Source organism: Achromobacter sp. HZ01, assembly GCF_003267925.1.
GTDB lineage: Bacteria > Pseudomonadota > Gammaproteobacteria > Burkholderiales > Burkholderiaceae_B > Achromobacter > Achromobacter pulmonis_A.
This window is the reverse complement of record NZ_LWKV01000007.1, coordinates 110,877-137,521: the sequence shown is the minus strand read 5'-3', so window position 1 is coordinate 137,521 and position 26,645 is coordinate 110,877. Positions and strand designations below refer to the sequence as shown.

Annotated in this window: 25 protein-coding genes and 1 pseudogene; 9 read left to right on the top strand and 17 right to left on the bottom strand. The window is 68.9% G+C overall.

Annotated elements, in window-relative coordinates; all coding sequences use genetic code 11:
- Positions 1 to 14 precede the first annotated feature (14 nt).
- On the top strand, positions 15 to 1,328 hold the full coding sequence (locus A6B37_RS25390) for a YihY family inner membrane protein (protein ID WP_102771689.1): 1,314 nt from the start codon (positions 15 to 17) through the stop codon (positions 1,326 to 1,328).
- 38 nt (positions 1,329 to 1,366) lie between these two features.
- Complete coding sequence (locus A6B37_RS25385; RefSeq protein ID WP_102771690.1) at positions 1,367 to 1,828, top strand: CBS domain-containing protein; 462 nt, start codon at positions 1,367 to 1,369, stop codon at positions 1,826 to 1,828.
- A gap of 25 nt (positions 1,829 to 1,853) precedes the next feature.
- Here A6B37_RS25385 and dusA read toward each other — a convergent pair whose 3' ends face one another.
- Positions 1,854 to 2,834: a tRNA dihydrouridine(20/20a) synthase DusA gene (gene dusA / locus A6B37_RS25380; RefSeq protein WP_246842576.1), complete on the bottom strand. Its 981-nt coding sequence runs from the start codon at positions 2,832 to 2,834 to the stop codon at positions 1,854 to 1,856.
- Between the two features lie 214 nt (positions 2,835 to 3,048).
- Between dusA and A6B37_RS25375 the strand changes: the two genes are divergently transcribed.
- The gene (locus A6B37_RS25375) at positions 3,049 to 4,017 is read left to right on the top strand and encodes a homoserine kinase (RefSeq protein WP_111827270.1); all 969 of its coding nucleotides are present in this window, start codon (positions 3,049 to 3,051) and stop codon (positions 4,015 to 4,017) included.
- A gap of 63 nt (positions 4,018 to 4,080) precedes the next feature.
- Positions 4,081 to 4,884, top strand: a complete 804-nt coding sequence (locus A6B37_RS26265; protein WP_246842574.1) for a BPSS1780 family membrane protein — start codon at positions 4,081 to 4,083, stop codon at positions 4,882 to 4,884.
- 9 nt (positions 4,885 to 4,893) lie between these two features.
- On the opposite strand, the pseudogene A6B37_RS26260 reads toward A6B37_RS26265, so the two are convergent.
- From A6B37_RS26260 to A6B37_RS25305, 12 genes and pseudogenes are all read right to left on the bottom strand, one after another.
- Positions 4,894 to 5,124 (bottom strand): annotated as a pseudogene (locus A6B37_RS26260) (DUF192 domain-containing protein); the annotation flags it as partial.
- Entirely contained in the window at positions 5,121 to 5,933 is an 813-nt protein-coding gene (locus A6B37_RS25355) for a type II secretion system F family protein (RefSeq protein WP_348639094.1), read from the bottom strand. The pseudogene A6B37_RS26260 and the gene A6B37_RS25355, both read right to left, overlap by 4 nt.
- A 72-nt stretch (positions 5,934 to 6,005) precedes the next feature.
- Positions 6,006 to 6,851 (bottom strand): type II secretion system F family protein, encoded by an 846-nt coding sequence (locus tag A6B37_RS25350; protein ID WP_111827266.1) that lies wholly within the window; start codon positions 6,849 to 6,851, stop codon positions 6,006 to 6,008.
- Positions 6,848 to 8,497, bottom strand: a complete 1,650-nt coding sequence (locus A6B37_RS25345) for an ATPase, T2SS/T4P/T4SS family (protein ID WP_111827265.1) — start codon at positions 8,495 to 8,497, stop codon at positions 6,848 to 6,850. Before A6B37_RS25345 ends, A6B37_RS25350 begins: the two co-directional genes overlap by 4 nt.
- A gap of 4 nt (positions 8,498 to 8,501) precedes the next feature.
- Positions 8,502 to 9,845: a pilus assembly protein N-terminal domain-containing protein gene (locus A6B37_RS25340; RefSeq protein ID WP_111827264.1), complete on the bottom strand. Its 1,344-nt coding sequence runs from the start codon at positions 9,843 to 9,845 to the stop codon at positions 8,502 to 8,504.
- Positions 9,842 to 10,705 (bottom strand): Flp pilus assembly protein CpaB, encoded by an 864-nt coding sequence (cpaB, locus tag A6B37_RS25335; protein ID WP_111827284.1) that lies wholly within the window; start codon positions 10,703 to 10,705, stop codon positions 9,842 to 9,844. The genes A6B37_RS25340 and cpaB overlap by 4 nt, the downstream gene beginning before the upstream one ends.
- A complete protein-coding gene (locus tag A6B37_RS25330) occupies positions 10,702 to 11,379 on the bottom strand; it encodes a hypothetical protein (protein WP_111827263.1) in 678 nt (225 codons plus the stop codon). Before A6B37_RS25330 ends, cpaB begins: the two co-directional genes overlap by 4 nt.
- The gene (locus A6B37_RS25325; protein ID WP_111827262.1) at positions 11,376 to 11,978 is read right to left on the bottom strand and encodes a pilus assembly protein; all 603 of its coding nucleotides are present in this window, start codon (positions 11,976 to 11,978) and stop codon (positions 11,376 to 11,378) included. Before A6B37_RS25325 ends, A6B37_RS25330 begins: the two co-directional genes overlap by 4 nt.
- Positions 11,975 to 13,378: a hypothetical protein gene (locus A6B37_RS25320; RefSeq protein ID WP_111827261.1), complete on the bottom strand. Its 1,404-nt coding sequence runs from the start codon at positions 13,376 to 13,378 to the stop codon at positions 11,975 to 11,977. Before A6B37_RS25320 ends, A6B37_RS25325 begins: the two co-directional genes overlap by 4 nt.
- Complete coding sequence (locus A6B37_RS25315) at positions 13,375 to 13,641, bottom strand: hypothetical protein (protein ID WP_111827260.1); 267 nt, start codon at positions 13,639 to 13,641, stop codon at positions 13,375 to 13,377. Before A6B37_RS25315 ends, A6B37_RS25320 begins: the two co-directional genes overlap by 4 nt.
- 348 nt (positions 13,642 to 13,989) lie before the next feature.
- On the bottom strand, positions 13,990 to 14,292 hold the full coding sequence (locus tag A6B37_RS25310) for a hypothetical protein (protein WP_146748023.1): 303 nt from the start codon (positions 14,290 to 14,292) through the stop codon (positions 13,990 to 13,992).
- A 326-nt stretch (positions 14,293 to 14,618) separates the two neighbouring features.
- Complete coding sequence (locus tag A6B37_RS25305; protein ID WP_146748022.1) at positions 14,619 to 14,894, bottom strand: hypothetical protein; 276 nt, start codon at positions 14,892 to 14,894, stop codon at positions 14,619 to 14,621.
- Positions 14,895 to 15,119: 225 nt separating this feature from the next.
- Between A6B37_RS25305 and A6B37_RS25300 the strand changes: the two genes are divergently transcribed.
- Positions 15,120 to 15,986 (top strand): helix-turn-helix domain-containing protein, encoded by an 867-nt coding sequence (locus A6B37_RS25300; RefSeq protein ID WP_168202334.1) that lies wholly within the window; start codon positions 15,120 to 15,122, stop codon positions 15,984 to 15,986.
- A 110-nt stretch (positions 15,987 to 16,096) separates the two neighbouring features.
- Complete coding sequence (locus tag A6B37_RS25295; protein ID WP_111827257.1) at positions 16,097 to 16,783, top strand: alpha/beta hydrolase; 687 nt, start codon at positions 16,097 to 16,099, stop codon at positions 16,781 to 16,783.
- 9 nt (positions 16,784 to 16,792) lie between these two features.
- Here A6B37_RS25295 and A6B37_RS25290 read toward each other — a convergent pair whose 3' ends face one another.
- Together A6B37_RS25290 and A6B37_RS25285 are read right to left on the bottom strand one after the other, a co-directional pair.
- Positions 16,793 to 17,527: an alpha/beta fold hydrolase gene (locus A6B37_RS25290; RefSeq protein ID WP_102771705.1), complete on the bottom strand. Its 735-nt coding sequence runs from the start codon at positions 17,525 to 17,527 to the stop codon at positions 16,793 to 16,795.
- 11 nt (positions 17,528 to 17,538) lie between these two features.
- Positions 17,539 to 19,161: a carboxylesterase family protein gene (locus A6B37_RS25285; RefSeq protein WP_168202333.1), complete on the bottom strand. Its 1,623-nt coding sequence runs from the start codon at positions 19,159 to 19,161 to the stop codon at positions 17,539 to 17,541.
- A 219-nt stretch (positions 19,162 to 19,380) separates the two neighbouring features.
- On the opposite strand from A6B37_RS25285, the gene A6B37_RS25280 reads away from it, so the two are divergent.
- Positions 19,381 to 20,847, top strand: a complete 1,467-nt coding sequence (locus A6B37_RS25280; protein WP_210405821.1) for an aldehyde dehydrogenase family protein — start codon at positions 19,381 to 19,383, stop codon at positions 20,845 to 20,847.
- Between the two features lie 62 nt (positions 20,848 to 20,909).
- Here the strand turns inward: A6B37_RS25280 and A6B37_RS25275 are convergent, their stop codons facing one another.
- A complete protein-coding gene (locus A6B37_RS25275) occupies positions 20,910 to 22,019 on the bottom strand; it encodes a hypothetical protein (protein ID WP_102771707.1) in 1,110 nt (369 codons plus the stop codon).
- Between the two features lie 285 nt (positions 22,020 to 22,304).
- Here A6B37_RS25275 and A6B37_RS25270 point away from each other — a divergent pair, with 285 nt between their 5' ends.
- Positions 22,305 to 24,992, top strand: a complete 2,688-nt coding sequence (locus A6B37_RS25270) for a LuxR C-terminal-related transcriptional regulator (RefSeq protein ID WP_111827254.1) — start codon at positions 22,305 to 22,307, stop codon at positions 24,990 to 24,992.
- Between the two features lie 12 nt (positions 24,993 to 25,004).
- Here A6B37_RS25270 and A6B37_RS25265 read toward each other — a convergent pair whose 3' ends face one another.
- Positions 25,005 to 25,463 carry an Lrp/AsnC family transcriptional regulator gene (locus A6B37_RS25265; RefSeq protein WP_102771709.1) on the bottom strand — a complete coding sequence of 153 codons (459 nt, stop codon included), beginning with the start codon at positions 25,461 to 25,463 and terminating at the stop codon, positions 25,005 to 25,007.
- Between the two features lie 132 nt (positions 25,464 to 25,595).
- On the opposite strand from A6B37_RS25265, the gene A6B37_RS25260 reads away from it, so the two are divergent.
- Complete coding sequence (locus tag A6B37_RS25260) at positions 25,596 to 26,555, top strand: LysR family transcriptional regulator (RefSeq protein ID WP_102771710.1); 960 nt, start codon at positions 25,596 to 25,598, stop codon at positions 26,553 to 26,555.
- The last annotated feature ends 90 nt before the right edge of the window (positions 26,556 to 26,645 follow it).

Sequence of the window (26,645 nt, the reverse complement as noted above, 5' to 3'; positions counted from 1 at the left end):
GCTATTATCGCCTGATGAATCGCCCCGCCGAGCCTGCCGCCGCGCCGGCGGCCCCCAGATCCCCGACATCGCGCTCTTCATGGGGCGCGAGAGCCTGGCGCATCGTCCGCTTCACCTTTGAACGCGCCGGCGAAGAAAAACTGCTCCAGGTCACCTCCAGCCTCACCTTCACCACCGTGCTGGCCATCGTGCCGATGCTGGCCGTGGTGCTGTCGCTGTTCACCGCGTTTCCCGTGTTCCAGGAATTCCGCCTCGCGCTCGAGGACTTCCTGACCAACAGCCTGATGCCGCCGTCCGTTTCGGACAACATCATGGACTACCTGAACCAGTTCGCGCGCCAGGCCTCGCGCCTGACCGCCATCGGCGGCGTGTTCCTGCTGATCACGTCGCTGCTGCTGATCATGACCATCGACAAGGCGCTCAACGACATCTGGCACGTCACGCGCCAGCGTCCGCTGCGCCAGCGCGCGCTGGTCTACTGGGCGCTCATCACGCTGGGGCCGGTGGTGGCCGGCGCCAGCCTGTGGGCCACCTCCTTCGTGGCGCGCGAGTCGCTGGGGCTGGTGCGCGACGTGCCGGAAATCGTCAGCGTGGCCATTTCCTTCATCCCGCTGGTCCTGACCGCGCTGGGATTCGCCGCGCTGTTCGTGGTGGTGCCGAACCGCGAAGTCCTGTGGCGCGACGCGCTGCTGGGCGGCTGCGTGACCGCGATCGCGCTGGAAATCATGAAATCGGCCTTCGCCTACTACCTGACGCGCTTTCCGACCTACACCGTCATCTACGGCGCCTTCGCCACCCTGCCCATCTTCCTGCTCTGGATCTACCTGTCTTGGCTGGCCGTGCTGCTGGGCGCCACGCTGGCCTCCAGCGCGCCGCTGGTCCGCCTGGGCCGCCGCAAGATCAACCGCTATGCCGGCGCCACCTTCGTCGACGCCCTGGACGCGCTGCGCGCGCTGCGCAAGGCGCAGGTCGGCGCGCAGCAGCGCGGCCTGCCGGCCAGCGTGCTGGCCTCGCAGCTGCGGCTGCACCAGGACGAGCTCAACGAAGTGCTGGAAACGCTGAGCGGCATGGGGCTGGCCACGCGCACGCCCGAGGACAACTGGGTGCTGACCTGCGACGCCCGCCAGACCTCGATGGCGCCTGTGGTGGACCATTTTCTGCTCGACCGCAACCAGTCCAGGGTGCGCAACGACCCGGAAATACTGCGGGTCGCGGCCGCCGTGTTTTCCGAACAAAATACGCCCACGCTGGAAGAAGTCTGCGGAGAAGCGCAAAATACTGAAAATGGAATCGCGCCGGTATTGCAGCTGGAAGCGAAAAAGAATTAGTAATCAGTATTCGGGCGTAGTCCGCCCAGGAGGAACCGATGTTGAAGGTCAGCGAGATTTTGCGCGTCAAGGGCGATACGCTCTATACGGCGTCGCCCGACATGCCTGTGTCCCAGGCCGTGCAAACGATGAGCGAGCAGGACATCGGCTCGCTCGTCATCATGGAGTTCGGCACCCTGACCGGCATGCTCACGTTCCGCGAGATCATCCGCCACATGCACGCGCATGGCGGCAACGCCGGGGAAACCACCATCCGCTCCATCATGGACGACGCGCCGGTCAGCGTCTCGCCCAATACCAGCGCCGAGGAAGTGCAGCGCCTGATGCTGGAAAAGCACGCGCGCTACATCCCGGTCATGGACGGCCCCACCCTGATGGGCGTGATTTCTTTCTACGACATGGCCCAGGCCATCGTGGCGGCCCAGCAGTTCGAAAACAACATGCTCAAGGCCTACATCCGCGACTGGCCCACCGAAAGCGCCGAACCGGCCAAGTCCTGATTGCGCCGGCGGCGCCCGCCGCCGGTCAGGCTCCCGCCGGCGCCGCGACGCTCGCAGCGCCGCGCATATCCGGCGCATGCCGCTGGCTGCGCCAGGCCTCGTATATGAGTTCCGGCCGGTTTTCCGCCAGCAAGGCCGGGTCCGACAGCATGCGCCGCCACCGGCGCGCCCCCGATTGCCCGTTCACCAGGCCCAGCATGGGCCGCGTCATCACGCGCAGCGGCACGCCGCGCGCGACCTGGCGCGCGGCGTATTCGGTCATGGCGTCGACCACCTGCGCATCGCTGGGCAGCCGCAGGGACGGCCACAGCTGCAGGGAAATCTCGGACAGCACGCGTGGCGTATGCCAGGCGGCGCGGCCCAGCATGACCCCATCGAAATCGCCGGCGGCGCGCACCGATTGCTCGGCGTCGGCCAGGCCGCCGTTGAGCACGAAAGTGCAATCCGGAAAGTCGCGCTTGAGCTGGCGCACCACGTCGTAGCGCAGCGGCGGGATCTCGCGGTTGTCCTTGGGCGACAGGCCCTTGAGCACCGCGTTGCGGGCATGGGCGATGAACACCCGGCATCCGGTGTCGTAGATCTTGCCGACGAAATCCCGAACGAATTCATAGGATTCGTCGTAATCCAGCCCAAGCCTGTGCTTGACAGTGACGGGAATGTCCACCGCGTCCTGCATGGCCTTCATGCAGTCGGCCACCAGCGCCGGCTCAGCCATCAGGCAGGCGCCGAAAGCGCCCTTCTGCACGCGCTCCGACGGGCAGCCGCAGTTCAGGTTGATTTCGTCGTAGCCCCATTTGCGACCCAGCCGGGCCGACTGGGCCAGGGCGTCCGGCTCGCTGCCGCCCAGTTGCAAGGCCACGGGATGCTCGGCCTCGTCGAAATCCAGGTGGCGTTCGACATTGCCGTACAGCAGCGCGCCGGTGGTGATCATTTCCGTGTACAGGCGCGCGCGCGGCGCCAGCAGCCGATGGAAAAAACGGCAGTGGCGGTCGGTCACATCGATCATGGGGGCGACGCACAGCCGCCAGTCGGGGGAGTCCAAGAATCACTCTGCAAAACAAGGGGATGCGGTATTTTACGGTGCTTGGCCGGATTGTGTCCGGCAAGCGGCTTGCGGCTCCCGGACGCCCACGGCCGGGCCGATGCGGCGGGTGGTCTAAAATTGCGCCGCCGCACAGGCATGTCCTGGCCTTCCGTTAACCCCTGACTCCCGCATATCAATGGCCGTATTCACTCCCGTATCCGACGACGACGCGCGCAGCCTCCTGGCGCATTTCGACCTGGGCGAGTTCATTTCGCTGCGGGGGATCACGGCGGGCATCGAGAACACCAACTACTTCCTGTACACGAGCCGCGGCGAGTACGTCCTGACGCTGTTCGAGGTGCTGACGCAGGCCCAGCTTCCGTTCTATATCGAACTGATGTACCACCTGGCCGAGCGCGGCATCCCGGTGCCGCGCCCGCAGACCCTGCGCGACGGCACGCGCCTGACCACCCTGCACGGCAAGCCCTGCGCGATTGTTTCGCGCCTGCCCGGCGGCTACGAGCCGGCGCCCGGCGTCGCGCACTGCGCGCTGGCCGGCGCCACGCTGGCGCGCGCCCACCTGGCCGGCCGCGACTTTCCGCTGCAACAGCCCAACCTGCGCGGGCTGTCGTGGTGGCTGGAAACCGCGCCCAAGGTCCTGCCCTTCCTGGAGCCCGCCCAGGCCGATCTGCTGCAGGCCGAGCTTGCCGCCCAGCAGGCCGCCGCCGCAACGCCCGCCTGGCAGTCGCTGCCCGGCGGTCCGGCCCACTGCGACCTGTTCCGCGACAACGTGCTGTTCGCCGGCACCTTCGAAGACCCGCTCATGGGCGGCATCATCGATTTCTATTTCGCCGGCTGCGACACCTGGCTGTTCGACGTGGCGGTCAGCGTCAACGACTGGTGCATCGAGCGCGACACGGGCGAGTTCGTCCCCGAATTGGTAGCATCCTGGCTGGGCGCCTATGCCGCCGAGCGGCCGTTCACGGACGCCGAACGCGAGGCCTGGCCGCTGATGTTGCGCGCCGCCGCGCTGCGTTTCTGGATATCGCGGCTGTACGACTTTTTCCTGCCGCGGCCGGCGCAGACCCTCAAACCGCACGATCCGCGGCACTTCGAAAGAGTGTTGCAGGCGCGCCACCGGCCGGGGCTGCCCATATTGCCGTAACGGTCATGGCCCCCATAATGACGTATAGCGTCCCTTTTTGAGAGATTCCCCTTCTAGAGAGCCATGCAAGCAGCATTCCTCCCCGCGGCATCCGGCTGGCAATGGGTTCGAGACGGCTTCCGCCTGTTCCGCAAGCAACCCCTGGCCATGTTCACCTGGGCCATGGCCATCAGTCTCCTGGTCGTTTTCGCCACCGCAACGCCGCCTATCGGTCCCATTCTGGTCGTTGCGCTGATGCCCATCATCACCCTGATGACGCTTTCCGCATGCAAGCATGTCGAGGCCGACCGGGTCATGCTGCCCTCGATGTGGGGCAAGCCGCTGAAACAACCAGGGGTCTTCAGGAAGCTGTTCCTGATGGGATTGCTGTATGCCGCGCTGTGCATGGTGGCCGGCCTGGTGATTTTCCTGCCCTTCACGGATGCGATGGTCGAAGGCATGCGCATCGCCTCCGTCGAGAAAAGCATGGAGCCCATCCTGTCGGCGATGGCCCTGCCGCTGTCGTTGTTCGCCATCGTCTACGTCGTGATCGCCGCGCTCTTCTGGCACGCGCCGGTGCTGGTGGCCTGGCACGGGCTGCGCCTGGTCCAGGCGCTGTTCTTCTCGGGCATCGCCTGCTGGCGCAACAAACTGCCGTTCCTGGTGTACGGCGCCACCTGGGTCCTGATCTTCCTGTTCATCGACCTCTGCGCCGGCCTGCTGGTGGCCATCGGGCTATCGCCGCAGTTTGCGGGCACGCTGCAGATCCCCTTCAATATCGCCGCCGGCGGCGTGCTGTATTGCAGCTTCTACCCCGCCTATACCTCCGTATTCGGCATCGAGAACGCCGGCGCGCATCTCAACGACGGCAACGGCGCCCAGGCATAAGGCCACGCGCCAGGGCGCCAGCGCCCGGCGCGCCCGCAGCACCCTTCCATCCGGCGCCACGAACGCCACGTCGATCGCGTAGCGCATGCCGAAGGTATGCACGCCCGCGCAGGGCGCCAGCAGGATGCCGCAGCGCGGCCCGGGCGGCCGGCGGCCCAACAGCCCCCGCAGGCGGGCGCTCCAGCGCGTGACTTTCAGCAACCTGAGGCGGCCCCGCGGCAAGGGCGTGGGCCTGATCATTGCACGCCCTGCAGCAACTGGACCGCGATCGGAAACGCCAGCACGATGAAGGTGCACGGAAAAATGCAGGCGATCAGCGGCAGCAGCATTTTCACCGGCGCCTGCATGGCCAGTTGCTCGGCGCGCAGATGGCGGTCGCTGCGGCACTGCGCCGCCTGCGCCCGCAGCACCGGCCCCAGACTGATCCCCAAAGCCTCGGCCTGGGCCACCGCCGCGGCCCAGTTGCGCGCCAGCGGGCTGTCGCAGCGCTGCGCCAGGGCCTTGATCGCGGCGCTGCGGGACACGCCGGCCCGCATCTCCGCCAGGGCGTCGGCCAGCGCATCGCGCAAGGCGCCCGGCGGCCCGCTGCGCGCCGCCAGCTGCAAAGCCCCCTGCACGCTCAATCCGGCCTCCACGCACAGGGTCATCATGTCGAACACGAACGGCAGGTCCCGTTCGATGCTGCGACGCCGCTTGCGGCCCAGGTCGAGCAGCCAGAGCCAGGGCGCGGCGCCGGCCGCCAGCGCGGCCGCGGCTGTCCAGGCGGCCCATGCCCAGGGTCCCGCCTGCGTCAGGGCGGCCATGCCGGCCAACACCGTCGTTCCCGCGGCCACCGCCGCGCTCCAGCACAGCGCGGCCATGTGGGCGTAGCCTACGCCGGCCGGCAGCGCGGCCCGGTCGATGGCGCGCATCAGGCGCAGGCGCCAGCGCCAGGTGCACAGGCGCCCCGCCAGCGGCGCCGTGGCCGAGATCCACGGCCAGGCCGCCCGCCACCACCAGGGCAGCGTCGCTACCGCCGCAAGGCCCTGGCGCAGCAGCGGCTGCAGCAAGGCCCACGCCAGCCACGCCGCGCAACTGCCCGCCGTGAATAGTCCGAGATATAGCCACACCCTGGCCTCCCTTCAGATATCGATGCGGATGATGCGCCGGATCAGCAGCACGCCGGCGGTCTCCAGCACCGCCACCACGGCCAGCACGGCCCAACCCATCGGCGTGCGCCACAGCAAGCCCATGACGTCAGGTTCCAGGCGGTCGAGCACGGCCAGCAGCAGCATGGGCAGCGCGCCCACGATCCAGGCCTGCAGCCGGCCCTGCGAGGTCAGCGCCACCAGCTTGGCCTGCAGTTGCAGCCTGGCGCGCAGCGTATGGGCGATGCTCTCCAGCGCCTCGGCCAGATTGCCCCCCGTCTGCGCGGCGATGCGCATGGCCGCCACCACCAGCGAAGTCGCTTCGGCGGGCATGCGGCCGAGCAGGTTTTCCAGGGCCGTGTCCCAGGGCACGCCCATGCGCTGTTCGCGCAGCATCAGTCCGAATTCCTGGGCCAGCGGCGCGCTGCTTTGCTCGACGACGTGGCGCAGGCCCGTGCCCAGCGCGACCCCGGCCCGCAGCGCCGAGGCCAGCATCAGCAGGGCCATGGGCAATTGCTGCTCGAAGCGGCGCGCCCGCCTGCGCCGCAGCGCGTCGATGAGCGCGCGCGGCATGCGCGAAGCCAGCGCCGCGGCCAGCGCGGCCGCGACGGCGCTGCCCGTCAGCGGCAGCACCAGGGCGGCGGCCAGGGCCGCGCACACCATCGCCCCGGCCCACAGCTGGGCCGGATCGATGAACAGGAATACTTCGCTCAGCTTCAGCCCGGCCTCGTGGGTGTAGACCTCGCGGTAGCGCCGCAGCGCGGGCGCGAACCAGCCCTGCGCGCGCCAGGCCAGCACGATGGCGCAGACCATTGCGCCCGCCGCGGCCAGCCAGATCACGGCAGCACCTGCGGATAGGCCGATGCGCCGGCCTCGCGGCCCGCCGCGTCGGAGAACCAGCCCGGATCGAAGCCGGCTGCGCTTTCACTCCATTCGCGCGCAAAGCCGGGCATGGCGCCGCAGCCGGCAAAGCCGTGGCGGCGGTCGTAGCGGAACAATTCCTGCAACTGTATGCGCCCGCTTTCCATGCCGGTCACTTCGGTGATGGACATCACCGCCCGCTGCCCGTCGGCCAGCCTGGCCTGCTGCACCACGACGTCCACGCTGGCCGCGATGTGTTCGCGCACGGCCGACAGCGGCAGGTCGAGCCCGGCCATCAGGATCATGGATTCCAGCCGCCCCAGGGCGTCGCGGGCCGAGTTGGCGTGCAGCGTGGTCAACGAGCCCTCGTGCCCCGTATTCATTGCGGTCAGCATATCGAAGGCCTCCGGCCCGCGGCACTCGCCCACGACGATCCGGTCCGGCCGCATGCGCAGCGCGTTGCGCACGAGTTCGCGGATATCGATGCGCCCGCGCCCTTCCTGGTTGGCGGGCCGCGCCTCCAGCGCGACCAGATGCTCGTGGTTCAGGCACAGCTCGGCGGCGTCCTCGATGGTGACGATGCGCTCGCCTTGCGGAATCTCGTTGGACAGAATATTGAGCAAGGTGGTCTTGCCCGAACCCGTGCCGCCGGAGACAACCAGGTTCTTGCGCGTGCGCACGCACAGCCCCAGGAACTGCGCCATCGCGTCGCTCAGGGACCCGGCCGCGATCAGGTCGGGCATGCGCGGGCGCTGCCGCGGAAACTTGCGTATGGTCAGGCTGGCGCCCTTCATCGCCACGGGCGGAATGATGGCGTGGACCCGCGAGCCGTCGGACAGGCGCGCATCCACCATGGGAGAGCTTTCGTCGATGCGCCGCCCCAGCGGCGTCACGATCCGCTCGATGGCCCAGCGCACCGACTGCTCGCTGGTGAAGGCGGCCGGATGGCGCGACAGCCGGCCGCCGCGCTCCACGTAGATTTCGTCGTGGCGGTTGACCATGATCTCGGTGATATCGCCGGCGGCCAGCAGGGGCTCCAGCGGCCCCAGGCCGACGGCCTCGTCCAGCACCTCGCGGCACAGCGCCGCGCGGTCCGTGCCGGCGGCGAGGTCCAGGTCATCCGCGACGATCTGCGTGAGCAGCCGCTCGGCCTCGGCGCGCAGCATGGCGTCGCTCATGCCCGCCACGTCGCGCCGCCGCAGGTCCAGCGCTTCCAGCAGCGCCGCATGCAGACGCCGGCGTTCGTGCAGCAGGTGCTGCGGCGGCCCGGGCAAGGGGTCGGCCTGCGCGCGACGCGGCGGCTCGGACGCGCAGGCGGCCGGCGCGGCCTGCGGCGGCGAGGCCAGCGACACGCGCAACCGGCACGGGCCGATCAGGATCTCGTCGCCGGGCAGCACCGGCGCATGGCGCACGATCCGCGCGCCATTGACCATGGTGCCGCCCAGCGTGCCCAGGTCCTCCAGCACGATGGCCGCGTCTTCGCGCAGCAGCCGCGCATGCTGGCGCCCCACGCGCCAGTTCGCGATGCGCAGGCCGCAATGCGCGCCCCGGCCGATGAGCAGCGGCGCGGCCGCCTGCAGCCTGCGCACGGCCGCATCCTCGAACGTCAGTTCTATGGCAAGCATGGTGTCACTCCTTCTTCTGCCCCACCCATTGGGAGCCGGCGCCCGTATAGGGGTCCCAGCCAGCGGCTGCGGCCGGCGCCGCGGTTCCCAGCCGGGGCGGCTCGGGAAACGCCGCATCGAGCGCATCGCGGCCGCGGCGCACGCGGTCGGCCATGGCCGGCTCGTTCTGCGAAATGATTTTGGGCGTGACGAATATCGCCAGCTCTGTTTCGCGCAGCTGGTAGCGGCGCGACGCGAACAGCGCGCCGAGGATGGGAATGTCCTGCAGCCCGGGCAGGCCGCTGACCTCGCTGGCGCGTTCGCGCGACAGAAAGCCGCCGATGACCAGCGTGCTGCCGGAACGGACGTTGAATTCGGTGGAGGCGCGGCGCGTGCGCAGCGCGGGCCCGCCCGGCACGCTGAGCGAGGCGTCCACCGAACTGGCCTCCACCTCGATGAGGGACCGGATCACGCCGTTGCGGTCGATGCGCGGCGTGATCCGCAGCGAAACGCCGTACGGCTTGAACAGCGTGGTGGAATTGCCGCGCGCATCCGTCGATGCGTAAGGGACTTCGCCGCCGGCCAGAAAGGTCGCGCTGGCGCCGCTGCGCGCGAGCAGCTGGGGCTGCGCCAGCATGACGGCCTCGCCGCTTTGCGCCAGGGCGGCCAGGCGGGCCGACAGCAGCGCATTGACGCCGAAGTAGCCGGCGGCCGCCGTGGCCGCGCCGGCGGTGGCGACCACGGCCTCTCCCGGGCGGCTCATGCGCCCCAGCGAACCCGCGTCCCACGCCAGGGCGGCGTTGAGACCGCCCTGGCTCACGCCGGCCCAGCGCACGCCCATTTCCCTCAGCCTGGACGTGGGGATCTCGACCACTTGCACGTCCAGCAGCACCATGCGGTCCCATCCCACCTGCCCGGTGAAGTCCAGCACCGCGGGATAGCGCTCGGCCAGAGCGGCGATGCGCGCGCGGTCGTCGTCGGAGAGGTCGTCGCCTTCGATCACGATGCGCCCGCCCACTTCCGAACTGCGCGCGCCGGGAATACGCCCCAGCAGCTCGCGCACCTCGGCCCGCAACTGCGGCGCCCCCGCCGCGACGACCCGCAGTTCGTAGGCCCGGGGCTGCCCCCTGCCCGTCCAGACGTGCATGGACGACACGCCTTCGGCGCGCGCGAACACCACCACTTCGCGTCCCTCGGCCGCGACCGCCCCGACCACCTGGCCGTTGCCGATGGCCACCCGCCGCACGCCGGGGTGCGACAGCACCCGCGTTTCCCCCACCTGCAACTCCAGCACTTCGGCTTGCGCGTGCGCCGCCGCGCAGGCCAGGCACATCGCCAGCGCGGCCAGCGCCGCGAGCATGCGCGTCATGGCCGCTCCTCCCGCGTGTCCGTTGCGATGCCGGCCGCGGCGTCCCGCGGGAACCCGTCGGCCTGCGCGTCGAGCCGGTCGCCGTAGAGGATGGCCACGCCCGGCGCGGCCTTGGGTGCGGGGTCGAGTCCGATCAGGGCGGCCAGGTCGCTTTGCGGGCTGCGGGCCACCCGGGCCGCGTCGTCGCGATGGCGCAGCAGGGCCGTCAGGGCGCCGGCCTGGCGCGCCGCCACGAACCGCATGGCTTCCTCGGGGCTGGCCGCCAGCGTGACGTTGCCCGGGCTGCTGCCATCGCCGTCGTCCTCGCCCTGGCTGCCCACAGCAAGCACGCGCATGCCTTGCAGGACGGGCACGGTCAGCTCGCGCTGCCGGTGCGTGAAGCTGACGTAGATGTCGATCGCATCGCCGGCGCGCAGCATCTGCGCCAGCCCGCCCAGGTCCGCGGCAGCCACGCTCAGGGCGCGTTGCCCGGCCCGCAGCCGCGACGCCAGCGCGGGCGCCGGCGCATCGAAGCTGAGATAGGCGCGCAGCAGCGATTCGCCGCGGGCGACGTCGGACTGCAAGGTGGCGCCGAGTATGCCGTCGAGGTCCAGCGGGTCGATGCTGGCGCTTGACGCCCATTGCTCCGGAATGTCGCGCACGGCCAGATGGGATTCGTCGAGCCGCGTGCCCGCCTGCAGGTCATGGGCCGCGACCAGCCGGCTGACCAGGGGCACGCGCGCTTCGGCCTCCAGCACCTGGATGCGTTGCTGCACGTGTTCACGCACCGCCCAGGCCGATACCAGCCCCGCGCCCAGCGCCAGCGCATACACGCCGCCGCGGCGCAGCCGCTGCCGCGCCTGGATGAGCCAGCTTTTCATGGCGTCCACCCGCTGGCCAGCAGCCCGCTGCCGGCGGCCAGCGGCGCCAGCGAAATGCGCAGCCGCGCCGCCCCCTTGGTCCACCATTGCGGCGCGCCCGCGGCAGGCAGCGGACGCCAGCCGGCGCGCTTCAGGCCCTGGGCCACGCGCCGGGCCAGCCGCGCCGGCGGCTCGCCGTACTGCCAGATGCGCTCGGTGACCAGGACGCCGCCGTCGCGCACCGCGATGTCCAGCCGCAGCCTGCCGCCGGCCGGCAGCCATTGCGGCCTGGGCGGACCGGCCATTGCGCGCGTGTCCGCCGCCGAAATGCTGCCCACGGTCCGCCGCGGCCCCAGGCCTTCCATCTGGACGATCCATTGCTCATGCCCGATGCGCCCGGACAGGATCGCCTGCCCGGGCAGCACGCGCAGATCGGCCAGGGCGGGCTGTTGGCCCGACAGGAAACGGACCAGATCGGAAACGCCCAGCGGCGCGTCGAACACCTGCACCCGCGCCGGCATGCCATGCAGCCACATCGCATCGGCCAGCGGTTCGCGGCGGGACCCGGCCGGCAGGCGCAGCGCCTCCAGCGCCGCCGGGCCCGCGCCCGCGGCCGGCGGCGGCCACATGCCCGCCGCGCAAGCCAGCGCGCCCGCTAGCGCCAGACGCAGGACGATCGAGGGCGCCGCGTTCATGGCCTGCCCTTCCCGCGCGCGCCGAGCCGATCGGCCGGCACCACGTCGGCCCAGTCGGAGAGCCAGTCCAGCGACAGCCGCGGCCGCCCCCAGGGACCGTCCATGCGCTCGACGAGGCCGGACAGCCGCCGTGCCTGGACCAGCGAGGCCGCTTGCGCGCGCCGCCACGATTGCGGCGCCTGCCCGATGCGGCGCTGCGCGTCGGCGTCGCCCCAGGCGTAGCCGGCGCCGCTTGCCACATGCGTGCGGCGGGAGACCGGCAGCGCTTGCGGCCCGGCCTGGGCCTGCACGCTCAGCAATTGCAGGCCGGCCTCGAACCAGGCCTGTTGCAAACCGGCGAGGCGCGGCGCAGCGACCCCGTCCAGGGGCCCGGCCGCGCCGGAGAGATTCGCGCGCGCCGCGGCGCCATCCACGCCTGCCAGGGGTTGGCCCCGCGCGGCGGCCATGACGGCCTGGCGGCTGGCCTGGGCCATTTCCTGCGCCGCGTATTGCAGCCCACCGATGCGCGTGACGGCCCATGCCAAGACGGCCAGCAGCGGCAGCATCAGCAGCGCTTCGATCATGGCCTGGCCGTGTTGCCGGTGCTGGCGCGGCGTCATGGCGCCTGCCTTGTGCCGGCCGCTTCCTGGGCGGTGACGGCGGACAGCCGCGCCTGCCAGTACGGCCGGAATAGCGTGGCGAGTTCGCCGCGCCCGTCGGCCCGTGCCTGCGGGCGGACGAAATAGGTTTCGGCGGCCGAGGTGACGGAGACCGCCCCGGCCCGCCCCAAGGCGGCGTAGGCGAACCGGCCCACGGGCGCGGCGACCGAGCTGCCCGCGTCCGTGGTTTTCAGGGCGGAGCCCGCCAGCCTGACCGACACCGCGAAACGCAGCGGCGCGCGGCCGCGGGCGGCGGCGACTTCGCGGTAGGCCGGCAGCCCCGTGGCGCCCCAGCGCTGGGCGTCGGCCATGGCGTATGAGTTGGCCAAGGGATTGGTCGCGCCCTCGAAGATATTCCAGGACGTGGAGAGTTCGACCCAGCGCCAGAAGTCCTGTTGGGAAAAATCCGGCGGCGGTTCGTCCACGTATTCCAGGCCCTCGGGCGCGCGGCTCTTGTCGCCCTGCGCCGTCGCCCAACCCATTGCGTATTCCCGGTAATAGCAGCCGATCCAGCGGTTCGACCGCAGCGCGTGGTAGGACTGGGTGTCGAGGGCGCCCCAGCGTCCGTCGGGGCTGAGCCAGGTAAATCCGCGGCGCCGCAGTTCGTGCCGATGCAAGGGGCAGCGCGGACTGACCACCCACGGATTGCGGCGCGTGGCGCTGCGGCTGTCGAGGAAACGGTAGCGCGCCACGGCCTGTTCGACCGCCGGCCGCAGGCCGGACCGGCGCGTGGCCAGTCGGCGTTCGACATAACCCGGCCAGCCGTCGGACAGCAGGCGCAGCGACAGGGTCGGCGCGGCATCCGCCGCGGCGGCCTGCGGAAAGTTCGCGGACAGCACCTTGCGCATGATGCGCTCGCGGGAACGGGGCAGCTCGGCCACGGCCGTGGCGGCCGCGGCCTCCAGCACCTGCCGGACGATGCGGTCGTGCCGGCCGAATGCGTCGGCAAGCCGCTCTTCGGCCCCCGGCACGGCCCGGGCCGCGCCATAGGCCAGCCCCAGGTCGGGGCCGAACAGCATGGCGATCAGGCCGGCCGGCGGATTGGCGCGCAGGCGCTGCGCCTGCATCTTGCGGGCATACCGGGCCGAGGCCGCCAGCGTGACCAGATGCGCCATCGCCACCTGATGGGCGATCTGCGTGCGGTTGGCGTAGGCCAGCGCATTGAGGGTGCGCGCCTGTTGCAGCGCGCCGCTGTATGCCGCGGCGTCGGCGGCGTGCGTGAGCCGGGCCCGCGCCTCCACGGTCTGCCCGAGGTTGTACAGGGCCACGAGAGCTGCCGCGCCCAACCCCGCCACCAGCAGCCCCAACACCAGGGCCTGGCCTTGCTGGCCAGGCAAACGCGCGCGGCCGGGCCGGGTCATTTGGCGTCCGCGGCGTTGCCGGTAAAGGACTTCAAGGAACGCGCCTTGGTCTGCGCGGCCGCTTTTTTCGCCGCCTGCCGCGCCGCGCGCGATTCCGTGCCGCCGTTTTCGCCGGCGAGCTCGCGCGCCATGGCCGCCGTCTGCGAGCGCACGACCTGGCCGAAATACTGGTACACCGCAATCGCCGCCACGGCGACCAGGGCCACGACCACGATGTATTCGGTCATGCCCTGGCCCAATTGACGCTTTCGATATCCCGACATATCCGTTCTCCGGCACGTGAAAGTAGGCTTCAGTGTCGGTTTGCGGACCGGAGGCGACAATTCGCGGATGCCGAGGCGGGCAAAAGCGTCACCGGCGGCTTGACGGCTCGGCAGCGCCCGCCGGACGATGTTGTAACCCTTTAATATTCAAGGGTTTTCCCTATTGCCCGACCCTCCGGGCGGCAGTAGATTGGAATTGCCCGGTTGTCTGACACCCATCGCGTGCGAAACCGGGCAGGAGCGCTCCAGACTCACCATGAGCTGGGGCGCTCTTCCATTTCCGGCCCCGGGACCGGAAACAGACGGGGCGCCCGGGCAGGCGCCCCGCTGCATTGCTTCCAGAATGGATTATTTGTGGCTGTGCGACTGCCGGTCCATGGAGTGCTGGATGCCTTCTTCTTCGAGTTTCTGCTGCTGGAGTATGCAGTTGTCGTACGCCGGGCTGGATCTGGAGATTCCGAGGGAATCGCATTTGCGCCTGTAGTTTTCGGCTTCCATCTCATCGAGCGCAGTGCATCCGGCAAGCAGTGAGCCTGCGACGAGAAAACCCGGCAGCAATTTAATGCGCGAAGCCAACGCCATCATTCTGATTTCTCCCTTTTTCCGTTGAAAAAATAAGAACGGTTCACCCGCGACAGCGCCGTTGCGCATGCGCTTGTCGGGAATCCAGGGTATCCCTTGGAACCTGGGCCGATTGTCACACAACTATGTGTCCGCAATGCTGGCCGCTCAAGAATCCGTCAAACAGCATGATTTCGACAGTGCGCCGGAAAAGAAGAATGCTTGGCGGATGAACTCATAAAATAATAATTGCCCGCTATTCTTCAGTATTGACACTTATTGGCGAGTTAGCAGAAAACGATCGAAATTGCGATGCGCTCCTTACGGCGGGGCAAATTGCCGCGAGAGCCTACCGTATTATTGATTCGCCCGGTTCAAGGGTATGAAAATCGAGCATTCTGCTCTGTCAATAGGAGTCATCTGAAATGGTTCGCAAGTTTTTTGCAAGCGTTGCGGTAATCGCAGCTTTCTCCGCCGGTAGCGCGTTTGCGCAGGAACCGGCCGCCACGCACAATGAATTGGCAAGCCACCACCAGCAGCAGGCTGCCCATCACAGCCAGCAGGCTGCGCATCATCATCAACAGGCTGCGCACCACCATCAGCAGGTGCAGCATCACCAGCAGAAGGCCGAGCACCACGCCAAGCAGGCGCAAGCGGCCAGCACCGCGAAGAAGTAACGCTACGCGCCGCATTACCCCGTTCCGCAATACCGAGCCATTGCGGACGGGGCTTTACCCATGCTGTATTTCGATACCTCCAACTGCCATGAATCGCGGTCCGGAGGCATCGCGTTTCATGGAGTTAATTTGCACGCTGGATGATTGAGCGCGCCTGCGGATCATATTAAGCTCATGGTCCGCCACTGGGCGGAAGTCGGTAGTTTCACGCCTGTCGCTATCGTCGTTCAGATATTGCACATGAACAAAAACATACTGGAAGAATTTCCGCAGGCCTGGGGCCCTTCGTACTTGCTGGGCAGGGGCGCATTGGTGCACGCCTCGATTCATCCGAATGAACACCGCTCGACCGCGAGTTCCCACTATTTCATGAATTTCCTGACACCGGTGCCGCAGCGGGCGCTGGCGTTGAATTCCGATCGAGCGGAATTCGGCTTCACCCGCGCCGGATGCCTGGAGATAATCCCGCAAGGCTCGGACTATTCCTCTCAGTGGGGCGCATACAAAGAGTGCGTGTTCATCGCCGTGCCGGACGAGCACCTGCGATCGCTTGCCTGGAAAGAAGAACTCGATGACGCCGTGGAATTCGCGGCGCCGGGCATCGGACATGTGGACGAGTATGCCAATCAGATTTCGCGCAGCATGCTGCGCGAGGCGCAAAGCACCGATCTCGGCCATGGAGAGTGCCTGGACGCGCTTTGCACGCTATATCTGGTGCATATGCTGCGCCGCTACACGTCCCGCGCCCACGATGGCGCCGGCCGGCCGACCGGGGGATTGCCGCAGAGAAAATGGAAAATGATCAATGACTACATCCAGGCGAATCTCGCGCAACGCCTGACCCTGGAATCGATGGCGGAACTCGTCCATCTTTCGCCCAGTCATTTCGCCCGGGCATTCAGGCAGACCACGGGGCTGCCTCCGCACCAGTATGTCCTGCAGATGAGATTGATGGCGGCCAGGAACCTGATGCAGTCCACCCGCTCCTCCCTGGGCGAAGTGGCGCGGCTGGCCGGGTTCGCCAACCACAGCCACATGTCGGCGTCGATCCGCAAGGCGTGGGGCTTGACGCCGTCCCAGGCGAGAAAGCGGCTGCGCGCGGGATAGCGCCCCGGCGGCGATCATTTTTCTTGCCGCAACCAGAGAATTGGCCCGATACTGAACCGCCTGTCTTCAGTTTGTCCGCAGACCGCTTATCGGAATCCCGGAGGAGCAACATGAACGACAAACCCGCCATCATTCTTGTCCACGGTTTCTGGGGCGGCGCGGCCCACTGGAGCAAGGTCGTACTCGCGCTTTCGCGCAAGGGCTACCGCGATCTGCACGCGGTCGAAATGCCACTCACCTCGCTGGCCGACGACGCCGAGCGCACGCGCAAGATGATTGCGCAGCAGACAGGCCCCGTGCTGCTGGTGGGCCATTCTTACGGCGGCGCCGTCATCACCGAGGCGGGCAACCAGCCGAACGTGGCCGGGCTGGTCTATATCGCCGCCTTCGCGCCGGACGCCGGCGAAAGTCCCGGCGGCATCACGCAGCGGCATCTGCCGGCGGCCGCGCCCAACCTGGCGCCCGACAGCGACGGCTATCTGTGGCTGCGCGCCGACAAATTCCATGAAAGCTTCTGCCAGGACCTGTCCGCCGACGAGGCGCTGGTGATGGCGGTGACCCAGAAGGCGCCGCTGGCCTCGACCTTCGGCAATAACGTCTCCGACCCGGCATGGAAGCACAAGCCGTCCTGGTACCAGGTGTCCAGCCAGGACCGCATGATCGCGCCCGAGAACCAGGTCTGGATGTCCGGCCGGCTGGACGCCCGCGAAGTGGTGACGCTGGAAGCCAGCCACGCCTCGCTGGCATCGAAAGCCGAGGACGTGGCCGCGCTGATCGACAGGGCGGCGTCGGCATAGCCCGCCGCTTCAGTCGCGCCCCGCTTCCCACAGCTTGCGGGCCAGGCCTGCCGGATCGGAGAACATGACCTGGTGGCTGCCGGGCATGTGCACCACCCGGCACGGGAAAAGCCGCTCGGCGAAACGCGGAAACCAGGCGTACCGGCCGGGCGGCATGGCCACGTCGGCCTGCGCGTTCAAGTAAGTCCTGGGCACCTCCAGCTGCTCGAAGGTCTTCAACGGCACCTTGTCGGTCAGCATGCGGTACGGCTCCGGACTGAGCAGGCCGTAGGTATGCCGGGCCACGGCCAGGCCGGCGTCGCCGATGAAACTGTCGCGCCAGACGTGGAACGGCAGCGTCACGGTGTTGTCCGGGCTGCGCGCGGCGATTTCATCCATCATGCGGTTGTAGGCCGGCGGCGAGACGTCGGCGATGCTCTCGCCGTCGCGCAGCACGAAGGCGTTCCAGTAGACCAGCCGGCGCAGGCGCTGCGGCACTTCTTCGGCGACGCGGGAGACGATGCTTCCGCCGAAGCTGTGCCCCACCAGCACGATGTCGCGCAGCTCGTGCTGGCGGAGGTAGTCCACAATGGAGCGCACGCCGTCGGCGTGCGATACCTGCCTGTCGGCATGGGCGCCGTGTCCGGCGACGGTAGGCGTGTGCACGCGGTGCCCGGCCAGCCGCAGATGCTCGGCCACCGGCGCCCACAGGCCGCCGTCGTGCCAGGCGCCGTGAATCAGCACGAAGGTGTAGCTGTCGTTCATGGTGACTCCAGTCAGAAGGTCTGCAGCGGCGCCAGCGCCTCGAAGCGTTCGACATCCGGCATCTCGCCGACGCTGGCGCATTCGCCGTCCGCGTTCGCGCCGAAGCGCATGATGCGCGGCGCGGCCAGGCCGGGCGCCGGCGGCAGCGCCGGCCAGGCGGGCAGGCCCGCGCCGGACGGCTCGCCCGCGCGCACGAAGTTGATGAGCATGGTCCGCATCGCCAGCGACAGGCGTTCCACCTGCGCCCCCGCGCCCAGCTTCGGCCGGTAGAACGGATGGCCGTGCGTGCCGAACCAGAACGGCACGTCGGCATTGTGCGGCGTACCCCGGGCCGGCGCGGCCAGGGGCTGGGCGAACTCGTAGTAGTAGACCGAGCCGTTGCCCGCGGCGGCGGCCGCCTGCGCGATGCGCCAGGTCGGATAGCGGTACGCGGCGTCGCTCTGGAGCGCGATCAGCACCTCGCCGGGCGAACGCGCCGCGCGGCCCTGCGGGTCGAAGGCGGCCAGCAACTGCGCCGCGTCGATGCGCGGCGCGCCGCCCGCGAACCGCTGGCGCAGCAGCCGGTCCACGGCGGCATGCAGCGCGGCCTTGCCGTCCGGAAGCGGCGGCGTCAGCTGGCCGTCCTGCAGCGGGTCGTACAGGTCCAGCGTAAAGCTGCTTTCGGTACGCGTATTGCCGATGAGCATGGGCTTGTCGGCCAGCGCGCGGGCGCCGGGCCAGGCGGCCACGACGCTGCCGTCCAGCGCGGGCCAGCGGCGTCCGTGGCCGGTGCGCGTGCGCACCTCGTAGCCCGCGAAAAAGGCCGCCTCGCCCTGCGTCAGGTCGCGCGCGGACAGATGCCGCAGCCCCGGCACGGTCGTGCCGAAATGCGCGGCCAGGTCTTCCACGTACACGGCAAGATCCTCGGCCGTGGCCACGTCGGGCGGCGCGATATGCGGCACGCTGGCCAGCACGAGCCGGGCGAAGCGCGGGGCCGTGTCCGGATGCTGCGCCAGCAGGCAGGCGCTGACGGCGCCCGCCGACTGGCCCATGACCGTGATGCGGTCGGGATCGCCGCCGAACGCCTCGATGTTGGCATGCACCCATTCGAGCGCGCGGGCCTGGTCCTGCAGCCCCCAGTTCGCCTGCGCGCCCGTCAGCGGATCGCGCAGGGCGGGATGGGCGGCGAAGCCCAGCATGCCGAGCCGGTAGTTGGGCGCGACCACGACGATGTCGCCCTCGGCCGCCAGCCGCGCGCCGTCGGCCAGCGGCAGCCCGTTGCTGCCGGTGACGAAAGCGCCGCCGTACAGCCACAGCAGGACCGGACGCCTGCGGCCGCCGCCATTGGCGCCGGCCCCTTCGGGCGTCCAGACGTTGATGCCCAGGCAATCCTCGTCGGTGCGCTCGGGCGCCGGATAGATCCAGTTGACGATGCCCGCGACGGTCTGCGGCGGCGCCGCGCCGGCCAGCCCCGCCTCGCGCACGCCAGCCCAGGGCCGCTCGGGCCGCGGCGAGCGGAAGCGGCCGGCGCCGATGGGCGGCTCGGCATAAGGAATGTTCAGGAAACGGTCGACGCCGCCGGCGCGACGCCCGGCCAGCCTGCCCGAGGGCGTGTCCCGCACGCGGGTCCGCGCGCCGTCGGCATGTGTGTTCATGGTTCTCCCCTGCCCTGGCGGGCGCCGGACGCCGGCGGCCCTGTAGCCGTCGACAGTAGCGTCCGGCATGGCGCAAGGCACCTGCCTCGATGGATAGGCGGCACGCGGCCTATCGAATCGGCGGGGTGACGCGGCCGGGGCCGGATGTCAAGTTGGCCGCCGCAACCGGTCGCGGCGCGGCCGGGCGATTTCCTCCCTTCATCCAGTACGGAGATTCACATGACTATGCAGCTCGACGAGCGCTACCTGCCGTTGATCGGCGGCAGCTTCCAGGCGCGCTCGGACGCCTGGTTCGACGCGATCGATCCCGCCACCGGCGCGCATCTGGCGAAGATCGCGCGCTGCGGCGCCGACGAGATCGACGCCGCGGCGCGCGCGGCGCGCGAGGCCCTGCCCGGCTGGCGCGCCACGCCCGCGGCCGAACGCGCGCAATGCCTGCTGCGGCTGGCCGACGCCATCGCCGCCGACATCGACAGGCTGGCCGAAATCGACGCGCGCGACATCGGCCGCCGTCTCGCCGAGACGCGCATGGATCACCAGTTCGCCATCAGCCAGTACCGCTATTTCGCGGCGGCCGCGGTCACGATGGAAGACTTCGGCGGCCCCACGCCGAACGGGCATTTCATCGCCATGCGCGAGCCCATCGGAGTGTGCGGCCAGATCATTCCGTGGAACGTGCCGGCCATCATGACGGCCTTCAAGCTGGCGCCCGCCCTGGCCGCCGGCAACACGGTGGTGCTCAAGCCCGACGAGAACGCGTCGCTGTCCACGCTGGTGCTGGCGCAGAAGCTGGCCGATATTTTCCCGCCCGGCGTGGTCAATGTGGTGCCGGGCTTCGGCGAGGAAGCCGGCGCGGCGCTGACCGCGCATCCGCATATCGCCAAGATCGCCTTCACCGGCAGCAGCGAAATCGGCCGCGTGGTCGCCACGGCGGGCGCGCAGCGCCTGGTGCCGGTGTCGCTGGAACTGGGCGGCAAGAGCCCGAACATCGTGTTTCCGGACATCGAGGACCTGGACGCCGTGGTCGACAATGCCGCTTTCGCGGCGACGTTCTGCAACGGACAGTCGTGCCTGGCCGGCACCCGCCTGTTCGTGCACGACGACATCTACGGGACCTTCGTCGACAAGCTGGCCGCGGGATTCTCGCAGCTGCGGGTCGGATCGCCCGTGGCCGCCGACACCCAGCTCGGCTGCCTGGTTTCGGCCAAGCAGGGCCAGCGCGTGCTGGACTACATCGACGTCGGCCGCCGCGAGGGCGCCCGACTGCTGGCCGGCGGGCGGCGGGTGGAGGTGCCGGAGCACGGGCATGGCTATTTCATCGCGCCCACGCTGTTCGAGGCGACCAACGACATGCGCATCGCGCAGGAAGAGATCTTCGGGCCGGTCCTGTCGGTGATCCGCTGGAACGACTTCGACCGCATGATCCACGAGGCCAACGACGTGCGCTACGGCCTGGCCGCCGGCATCTACACCAGCAACCTGAAGCATGCCCTGCGCACCGCGAAGGCGCTCGACGTGGGCTCGGTCTGGATCAACCAGTACGCCAACCTGATGAGCGGCGCGCCGTTCGGCGGCAATAAGGACAGCGGCATCGGCCGCGAGGTCTGCCGCGAAACGCTGCACATGTACAGCCACCTGAAAACGGTCGCCCTGTCGACGGAGGTGCCGGCTCCCTGGTATCTGTGATACGCGCCGACGATGTTGCGCGAAAGCAGGCCAACGGCTCGCCGCTGGCCTGCGGTGCCCGCTTACCTGCGCAGCGACGGCGCCGGCTCCTGACTGCGGATTTCGCGCGGGACGATCATCTTGGGATCGACGAGACGGCCCTCATCGAGAATCAGCTTGCCGTCGATGGTGAGGGTGCAGTCCCGCATCGGGATATCGCAGTGGCCCATGGTTTCACGCGTGCCTCCGCCCAGGGTGTTCGGCCCGGTCGAGAACAGGAAGTTGCCCGCGATCACGCGCGCGTTGGCCCGATTGCGCTCGGGCACGTCGCCGTACAGACCGCTCCAGTACCAGCGCGCCTGCGGATTGAGGCCCCAGCCCAGGTGCGAGACGGCGAACGGATCGGTGTCGTCCGGCGAGGTCTGGTTGTCTTCCAGCCAATCCTTGATCAGCTTGGCGTCCAGCCCCCCATCGATGGACGTGATGATGCCGTCCTTGATCTGCATATCGACCGCATCGGACACGTAGCGGCAATACGGCAGGATGATGATGTCGCCCGGCTGCAGGATCACCCGGCCATTGGCGCTGCCGTCGTTGGGGAACATCTGCACGAAGCCGCCGCCCCACAGGTCCCAGTGGCCTTTGTCGTCCGCCGCGCCCCACAAGGCCATGGTGCCGTACTGGCCGCCCTTCCAGCGCAGATCGGTTCCGTCCTTGCGGGTCATGTGGCCTTCTCGCGCCTTCTTGAGGATGTTGTCGGAATACTGCACGGCCTCCTTCAGGCCTTCCGGCGCCATCAGTTCCTCCAGGTCGTCCGGCGAATCGTGGATCAGCAGGATGCGTCCGCCGGCCTTGACCACCCTTTGCATCCATTCGGCCCAGATGGGGATGTGGAACAGCACGATCACGTCGGCCTTGCACAGGGCGTCCATGGCGCCCTTGCATCGGCTGATGATGTCCACCCCCATGCGCACCCAGCTAGGCACCGCGCCCAGGCGGATCTCGTAAGCGTCCGCGCCGAGTTCCTCGGACGCGACGATGGCCGCATTGATGTAGTCGTCGCGCACGGTGAGGTCGCTCAGCACCACCACGGTTTCACCGGCCTTGACCTTGCATTTCTCCAGCTGCTTTTTGAACAGCGACGGGATACGGGCGTTGTTCAGCTCTTGCGCGCGTACTGCTCCATTTCTCATGTCTGCCTCACGGTTTGTATGAATGACGGGCCGGACGTTTCCCGGCCTGCTGCCCCGCACGGCCCGGCCCGCAGGCGGCGTGCCGGGCGATTCGAGACTACGCACCCGCGCGCGCCGGCACACCCCCCGGATCAGATAGGCCGGCCTCGCCCGCGCCTATCCGATTCGATCAGTGCCGGGCCGGCAACGGGTTATCCCCAAGCCAGCCGGGGTTCAGGCGCCGCGGCGTATCGGATAAGGTACGAGAGCCCGGCACCGTTACATCCGCACCCTTCGACGCCCACCATGCAACCCACGCTGATCCCGACCAAGCTCGCGCCGGCCGCCCAGGCCGGCCCCTGGCTGGCGCGCCCGCGGCTGGTCCGCGCGCTGACTGGCGCCGGCCCGCGCGCCGTGCTCATCTGCGCCCCCGCCGGCTACGGCAAGACCACGCTGATGAGCCAGGCATACGCGCAACTGGCGGCGCAGGGAGAACGGATCGGATGGGTCAGCTGCGACCGGCACGACGCCGCGCCGGTGGACTTCCTGCGCTACCTGATGGCGGCTGCGCGCCAGGCCTGTCCCGGCGCGGGGCGGCGATTCTTCGGGCTGGCAGGCGCCGACGCGGGCATTTACCTGGACACCGCGCTCGCCGAGCTGGCCGCCATCGATGCGCCGCTGACGCTGTTTCTGGACGACGTGCACCATGCCGCCCGCGCCCTGCCCGATTTCCTGGAGGCGCTGGTCCGCTATGCCCCGCCCACCATGCGTTTCGTGCTGTCGGCGCGCGATGCGCGGCGCCTGCCCCTGTGGCGCCTGCGCGCCGAGAACCGCCTGGCCGTCATCGGCGCGGCCGAGCTGGCCTTCGACGCCGGCGAGGCCGATGCCTATTTCCGCGACTGCGCACCATGCCGGCTGGAACCTGCGCAAGCGGCCGCGCTGCTGCGGGCCACGGAAGGCTGGGCCATGGGCCTGCAACTGGCGCGCACGGCGCTGGCGCAGACCGGCGATTACCGCGCCGCGGCGCAACGCCACCGCGGCGGCAATCCGGAGATCGGCGGCTACCTGCTGCATCACGTGCTCGACGAGCAGCCCGATGAGGTGCGCGAATTCCTGCTCAAGACGTCGATCCTGGACCGGCTGTGCGCGCGCAACTGCGACGCGCTGCTGGGACACGCGCGCAGCGCCCGGATGCTGGACGTGCTGGTCCAGGCCGGCCTGTTCCTGGCGCGCCTGGAAGGCGAAGACCGCTGGTTCCGCTACCACCCCCTCTTCCAGGAATTCCTGCAACAGCGGCTGGAAGTGGAGTATCCGGACGAGTGCGCGACGCTGCGCCGCAGCGCCAGCCTGTGGTTCCGCGAGCACGGCTGCGCCGAGGAAGCGCTGGCGCTGGCCCGCGCCACGGAAGACATGCCGTTCATCGCGCAGACCCTGGAAGCCACCAGCAATACGCTGGCCTATGTGGGCAACCACAGCGCATTCCAGACGGCCGCGCGCGCGTTGCCGCCGGCCGCGCTGAGCGCGTTTCCCCGCCTGGCGCTGGAACGGGCCTGGATGGAAACGATGCGCTGGAATTTCGCTCAGGCCCACCATCTGCTCGAACTGGCGCAGGCCCACATGACGGCCCGCGCCGACCCCGGCTCCGATTTCGGCGAACTGCTGCTGCACCGGCGCATGGTGCTGGCTTTCCATTGCGGCGACAGCGTGGACGCCGCCCGGCTATGCGAGCAGTGGCTTGCGCGCTATCCCTGCGCCGAGCCTTTCATCAGCGGCACGGCCTACAGCGTGCTGATGTTCGTGCGCGCGCTGCAGATGGACAACCCCGGGCTGGCGGCCGCTTCGGGAAAGGCGCTGGACCTGTACCAGGGCAGCGGACTGCACAACGCGATGGTCTGGCACAACTGCATACTCGGCCTCACCCACGAAAGCCGCGGCGAGATCGACGAGGCGCTGCAGGCCTATACGCAGGCCGCGGCGCAGTCCGGCAGCCTGGTCGGCGCGCCCGCCGGCGTGCTGGCCATGCCCGCCGTCCTGACGGCCCACGTGCATTACGAGCGCAACGCGCTCGACCGGGCGCGGCAGCTGATCGACGCCACGCCCGAGGCCGGCCAGCCCGGCGGCCTGATCGAGTACATCGTCGCCTATTTCATGACGCGCAGCCGGCTCGCCGCCGCCAGCGGCTCGGCCGAGCAGGCCCTGGCTATCCTGGAGCAAGGCATGGACTTCGCCGCCAGCTATGCGCTGCCGCACATCGCGCAAGCCTTCGAGGTCGAGCGCGTGCGCCAGCTGCTGGCCGCCGGCGGCATCGACCAGGCGCGCGACATCGGCGCGCGCCTGGGCCTGCGGCCGGATGCGCCGCGCCTGCCGGCCGAAGGCGCGACGCTGCGCGAGGCCAACATGGCGATGACGTGGGGCCGCATCGCGCTGGCCTCGGGGCAGTCCCGCAGCGCGGCCACGGCCATGCAGCGCTGGATGGAGCACTGCATGGCGCGCAAATGCCACCGCCAGGCGGTGCTGTTCGCGATACTGGCGGCGCGCGGCAAATGGCTGGCGCGCGATACCGGCGCGGCGATGCGCCTGCTGGCGCCGGCCGTCAGGCTCAGCGCCAGGTTCGGCTTCGTGCGCACCTGGATAGACGAGGGCGCGCCGGCCCGCACCCTGCTGCTCAGGCTTTACGAAACCGACGGCCCCTTGGCGGTCGAGGACAAGATCTACACACGGGTCTTGCTGAGCCAGATGGGCGGCCATGCCGACCCTGCGGAAATCGACATTCCGCAAAGGCTGGACCCGGCGCGCAGCAGTCCGCTGAACAACCGGGAACTGGAGATCCTGGCGCTGGTGAGCCAGGGCATTACCGGCCGCTTCGTCGGGCTGCGCCTGGGCATCACCGAAGGCACAGTGAAGTGGTACATGCAGCGCATATTCGACAAGCTGGGCGTGCGCGGCCGCCGCCAGGCCATCGACGCCGCCCGCGCGCTGGGGCTGGTCGGCTGAGCGCCACCGCGTTCAGAGATAATCCAGCGGCAAGGCCGTGGTGTATTTGAGTTCTTCCATCGCAAAGCTGGAACTGACATCGAACAGCTCCGCCACCTGGATCAGCTTCTTGTAGACCAGGTCGAACCCGGCGATATCGGGCACCACCACCTTCAGCAGATAGTCGGTCTCGCCGGTCATGCGGTAGAACTCCATCACCTCGGGCATGTCCTTGACGCCGAGCGCGAATTTTTCCAGCCAGTTGAGGTCGTGGCGGTTCGTCTTGATCGACACGAACACCGTCACGCCCAGCCCGACCTTGTGGTTGTCCAGCAGGCAGACCTGGCGCCGGATCAGGCCCGAGCGCTGCAGCTGCTGGATGCGTTTCCAGCACGCGGTCGGCGAGAGATGCACCCGCTCGGCGATTTCATTGTTCGACAGGCGCGCATCCGCCTGCAGCAGCGCGAGTATGCATCGATCCTTCTTGTCCATTGCCTTGACCTGCTTCCTGCTCTTGAAGGTCCATCTTATAGACCGGTCCGGATCGCAGCGATACAATTCATTGACTCTAACCTACAAGCAAATTTGTATTTGACCCGCCGGGTCCGGCCGGCTGGAGGCGCCATGAAAGAGGTGGACATCACGCTGACGCAGACCTTTTTCTTCGTGGCGCAGGAAGGCACCTACTCGGCGGCGGCGCGCAGGCTCAACATCACCTACCAATCGGTGGCCAATCACATCCGCCGCCTGGAACAGCGCGTGGGCGAGAAGCTGGTGGTGGCCCGGCGCGGCGCCAAGTCCATCAAGCTCACCGCGCGCGGCACCAGCCTCTATCGCCTGCTGGCTCCGGAATTCGACGTGATGCTGACCCGCCTGGGCAGCCTGATCGACAAGCAGCGCCCGGTCGTGCGCATCGGCATGCCGCAAGCGATCTTCTTCCACCTGTTGCCGCCGGTGCTGGCGAAATTCCGCAAGAAGTACCCCGCCGTCGAGATCGTCGGCTATGAAAAAGACGTGTCGCTGCCGGAGCTGATCCGCAACGGCTCGCTGGACGTCTGCCTGAGCGAGCGCTATTTCGGCGACACCGTGATCCCGCAGCGCGTGATCTGCGACTATCAGCCCGCGCTCGTGTTTCCCTTGGGCTGGCCTGCTCCGGCCGACGAGACGGCGGTGCCGCAGTGGGCGCAGGACCGCCCGCTGGTGACCTACGAGCCCGGCCAACTCTTGCGCAACATCGCGCTCGACTACCTGTCGGTGGGCAACGAACCGCCCCGGATCTCGGTATCGACCTCGACCAGCATGAGCGTGAAACGCTGCGTCGAGGAAGGGCTGGGCTTCGCGCTGCTGCCCACCTGGTGCATAGACGAGTCGGACAGCCACCTGAACTGCGTGGCGCTGCCCAACGCGCCGCGGATTCCGATCTACTTCGGCGAAGCCATGTTCCTGAAGTCGAACCCCTTCGTCCGCACGCTGCACAAGCTGTGCCAGGAAATATTCCCCACCACCGTCGAAGAACGCGCGAACCGCTGGAGCGCCGTCAAGACACCCCGGCCCAGGCGCGCCGCGCGCCGCGCGGCGGCCTGACCCCGGGGCCCGCGGCGCGGCCCACGTCAGCTGGACACGCCTGCGGTGATTTTTTTTCTCTTTTTGCCCCCGGAAGCGGCAAATAATCGA

Bases quoted from the DNA above. Each gene is read 5' to 3' on its own strand.
- A6B37_RS25290 (WP_102771705.1), bottom strand. From the start codon at position 17,527: ATGAACGACAGCTACACCTTCGTGCTGATTCACGGCGCCTGGCACGAC.
- A6B37_RS25295 (WP_111827257.1), top strand. From the start codon at position 16,097: ATGAACGACAAACCCGCCATCATTCTTGTCCACGGTTTCTGGGGCGGC.
- A6B37_RS25315 (WP_111827260.1), bottom strand. From the start codon at position 13,641: ATGTCGGGATATCGAAAGCGTCAATTGGGCCAGGGCATGACCGAATAC.
- A6B37_RS25275 (WP_102771707.1), bottom strand. From the start codon at position 22,019: ATGAGAAATGGAGCAGTACGCGCGCAAGAGCTGAACAACGCCCGTATC.
- A6B37_RS26265 (WP_246842574.1), top strand. From the start codon at position 4,081: ATGCAAGCAGCATTCCTCCCCGCGGCATCCGGCTGGCAATGGGTTCGA.
- A6B37_RS25310 (WP_146748023.1), bottom strand. From the start codon at position 14,292: ATGCGCAACGGCGCTGTCGCGGGTGAACCGTTCTTATTTTTTCAACGG.
- dusA (WP_246842576.1), bottom strand. From the start codon at position 2,834: ATGATCGATGTGACCGACCGCCACTGCCGTTTTTTCCATCGGCTGCTG.
- A6B37_RS25385 (WP_102771690.1), top strand. From the start codon at position 1,367: ATGTTGAAGGTCAGCGAGATTTTGCGCGTCAAGGGCGATACGCTCTAT.
- A6B37_RS25270 (WP_111827254.1), top strand. From the start codon at position 22,305: ATGCAACCCACGCTGATCCCGACCAAGCTCGCGCCGGCCGCCCAGGCC.
- A6B37_RS25300 (WP_168202334.1), top strand. From the start codon at position 15,120: ATGAACAAAAACATACTGGAAGAATTTCCGCAGGCCTGGGGCCCTTCG.
- A6B37_RS25325 (WP_111827262.1), bottom strand. From the start codon at position 11,978: ATGACGCCGCGCCAGCACCGGCAACACGGCCAGGCCATGATCGAAGCG.
- cpaB (WP_111827284.1), bottom strand. From the start codon at position 10,705: ATGAAAAGCTGGCTCATCCAGGCGCGGCAGCGGCTGCGCCGCGGCGGC.
- A6B37_RS25330 (WP_111827263.1), bottom strand. From the start codon at position 11,379: ATGAACGCGGCGCCCTCGATCGTCCTGCGTCTGGCGCTAGCGGGCGCG.
- A6B37_RS25375 (WP_111827270.1), top strand. From the start codon at position 3,049: ATGGCCGTATTCACTCCCGTATCCGACGACGACGCGCGCAGCCTCCTG.
- A6B37_RS25340 (WP_111827264.1), bottom strand. From the start codon at position 9,845: ATGACGCGCATGCTCGCGGCGCTGGCCGCGCTGGCGATGTGCCTGGCC.
- A6B37_RS25390 (WP_102771689.1), top strand. From the start codon at position 15: ATGAATCGCCCCGCCGAGCCTGCCGCCGCGCCGGCGGCCCCCAGATCC.
- A6B37_RS25305 (WP_146748022.1), bottom strand. From the start codon at position 14,894: ATGCGGCGCGTAGCGTTACTTCTTCGCGGTGCTGGCCGCTTGCGCCTG.
- A6B37_RS25320 (WP_111827261.1), bottom strand. From the start codon at position 13,378: ATGACCCGGCCCGGCCGCGCGCGTTTGCCTGGCCAGCAAGGCCAGGCC.
- A6B37_RS25280 (WP_210405821.1), top strand. From the start codon at position 19,381: ATGACTATGCAGCTCGACGAGCGCTACCTGCCGTTGATCGGCGGCAGC.
- A6B37_RS25285 (WP_168202333.1), bottom strand. From the start codon at position 19,161: ATGAACACACATGCCGACGGCGCGCGGACCCGCGTGCGGGACACGCCC.
- A6B37_RS25345 (WP_111827265.1), bottom strand. From the start codon at position 8,497: ATGCTTGCCATAGAACTGACGTTCGAGGATGCGGCCGTGCGCAGGCTG.
- A6B37_RS25265 (WP_102771709.1), bottom strand. From the start codon at position 25,463: ATGGACAAGAAGGATCGATGCATACTCGCGCTGCTGCAGGCGGATGCG.
- A6B37_RS25260 (WP_102771710.1), top strand. From the start codon at position 25,596: ATGAAAGAGGTGGACATCACGCTGACGCAGACCTTTTTCTTCGTGGCG.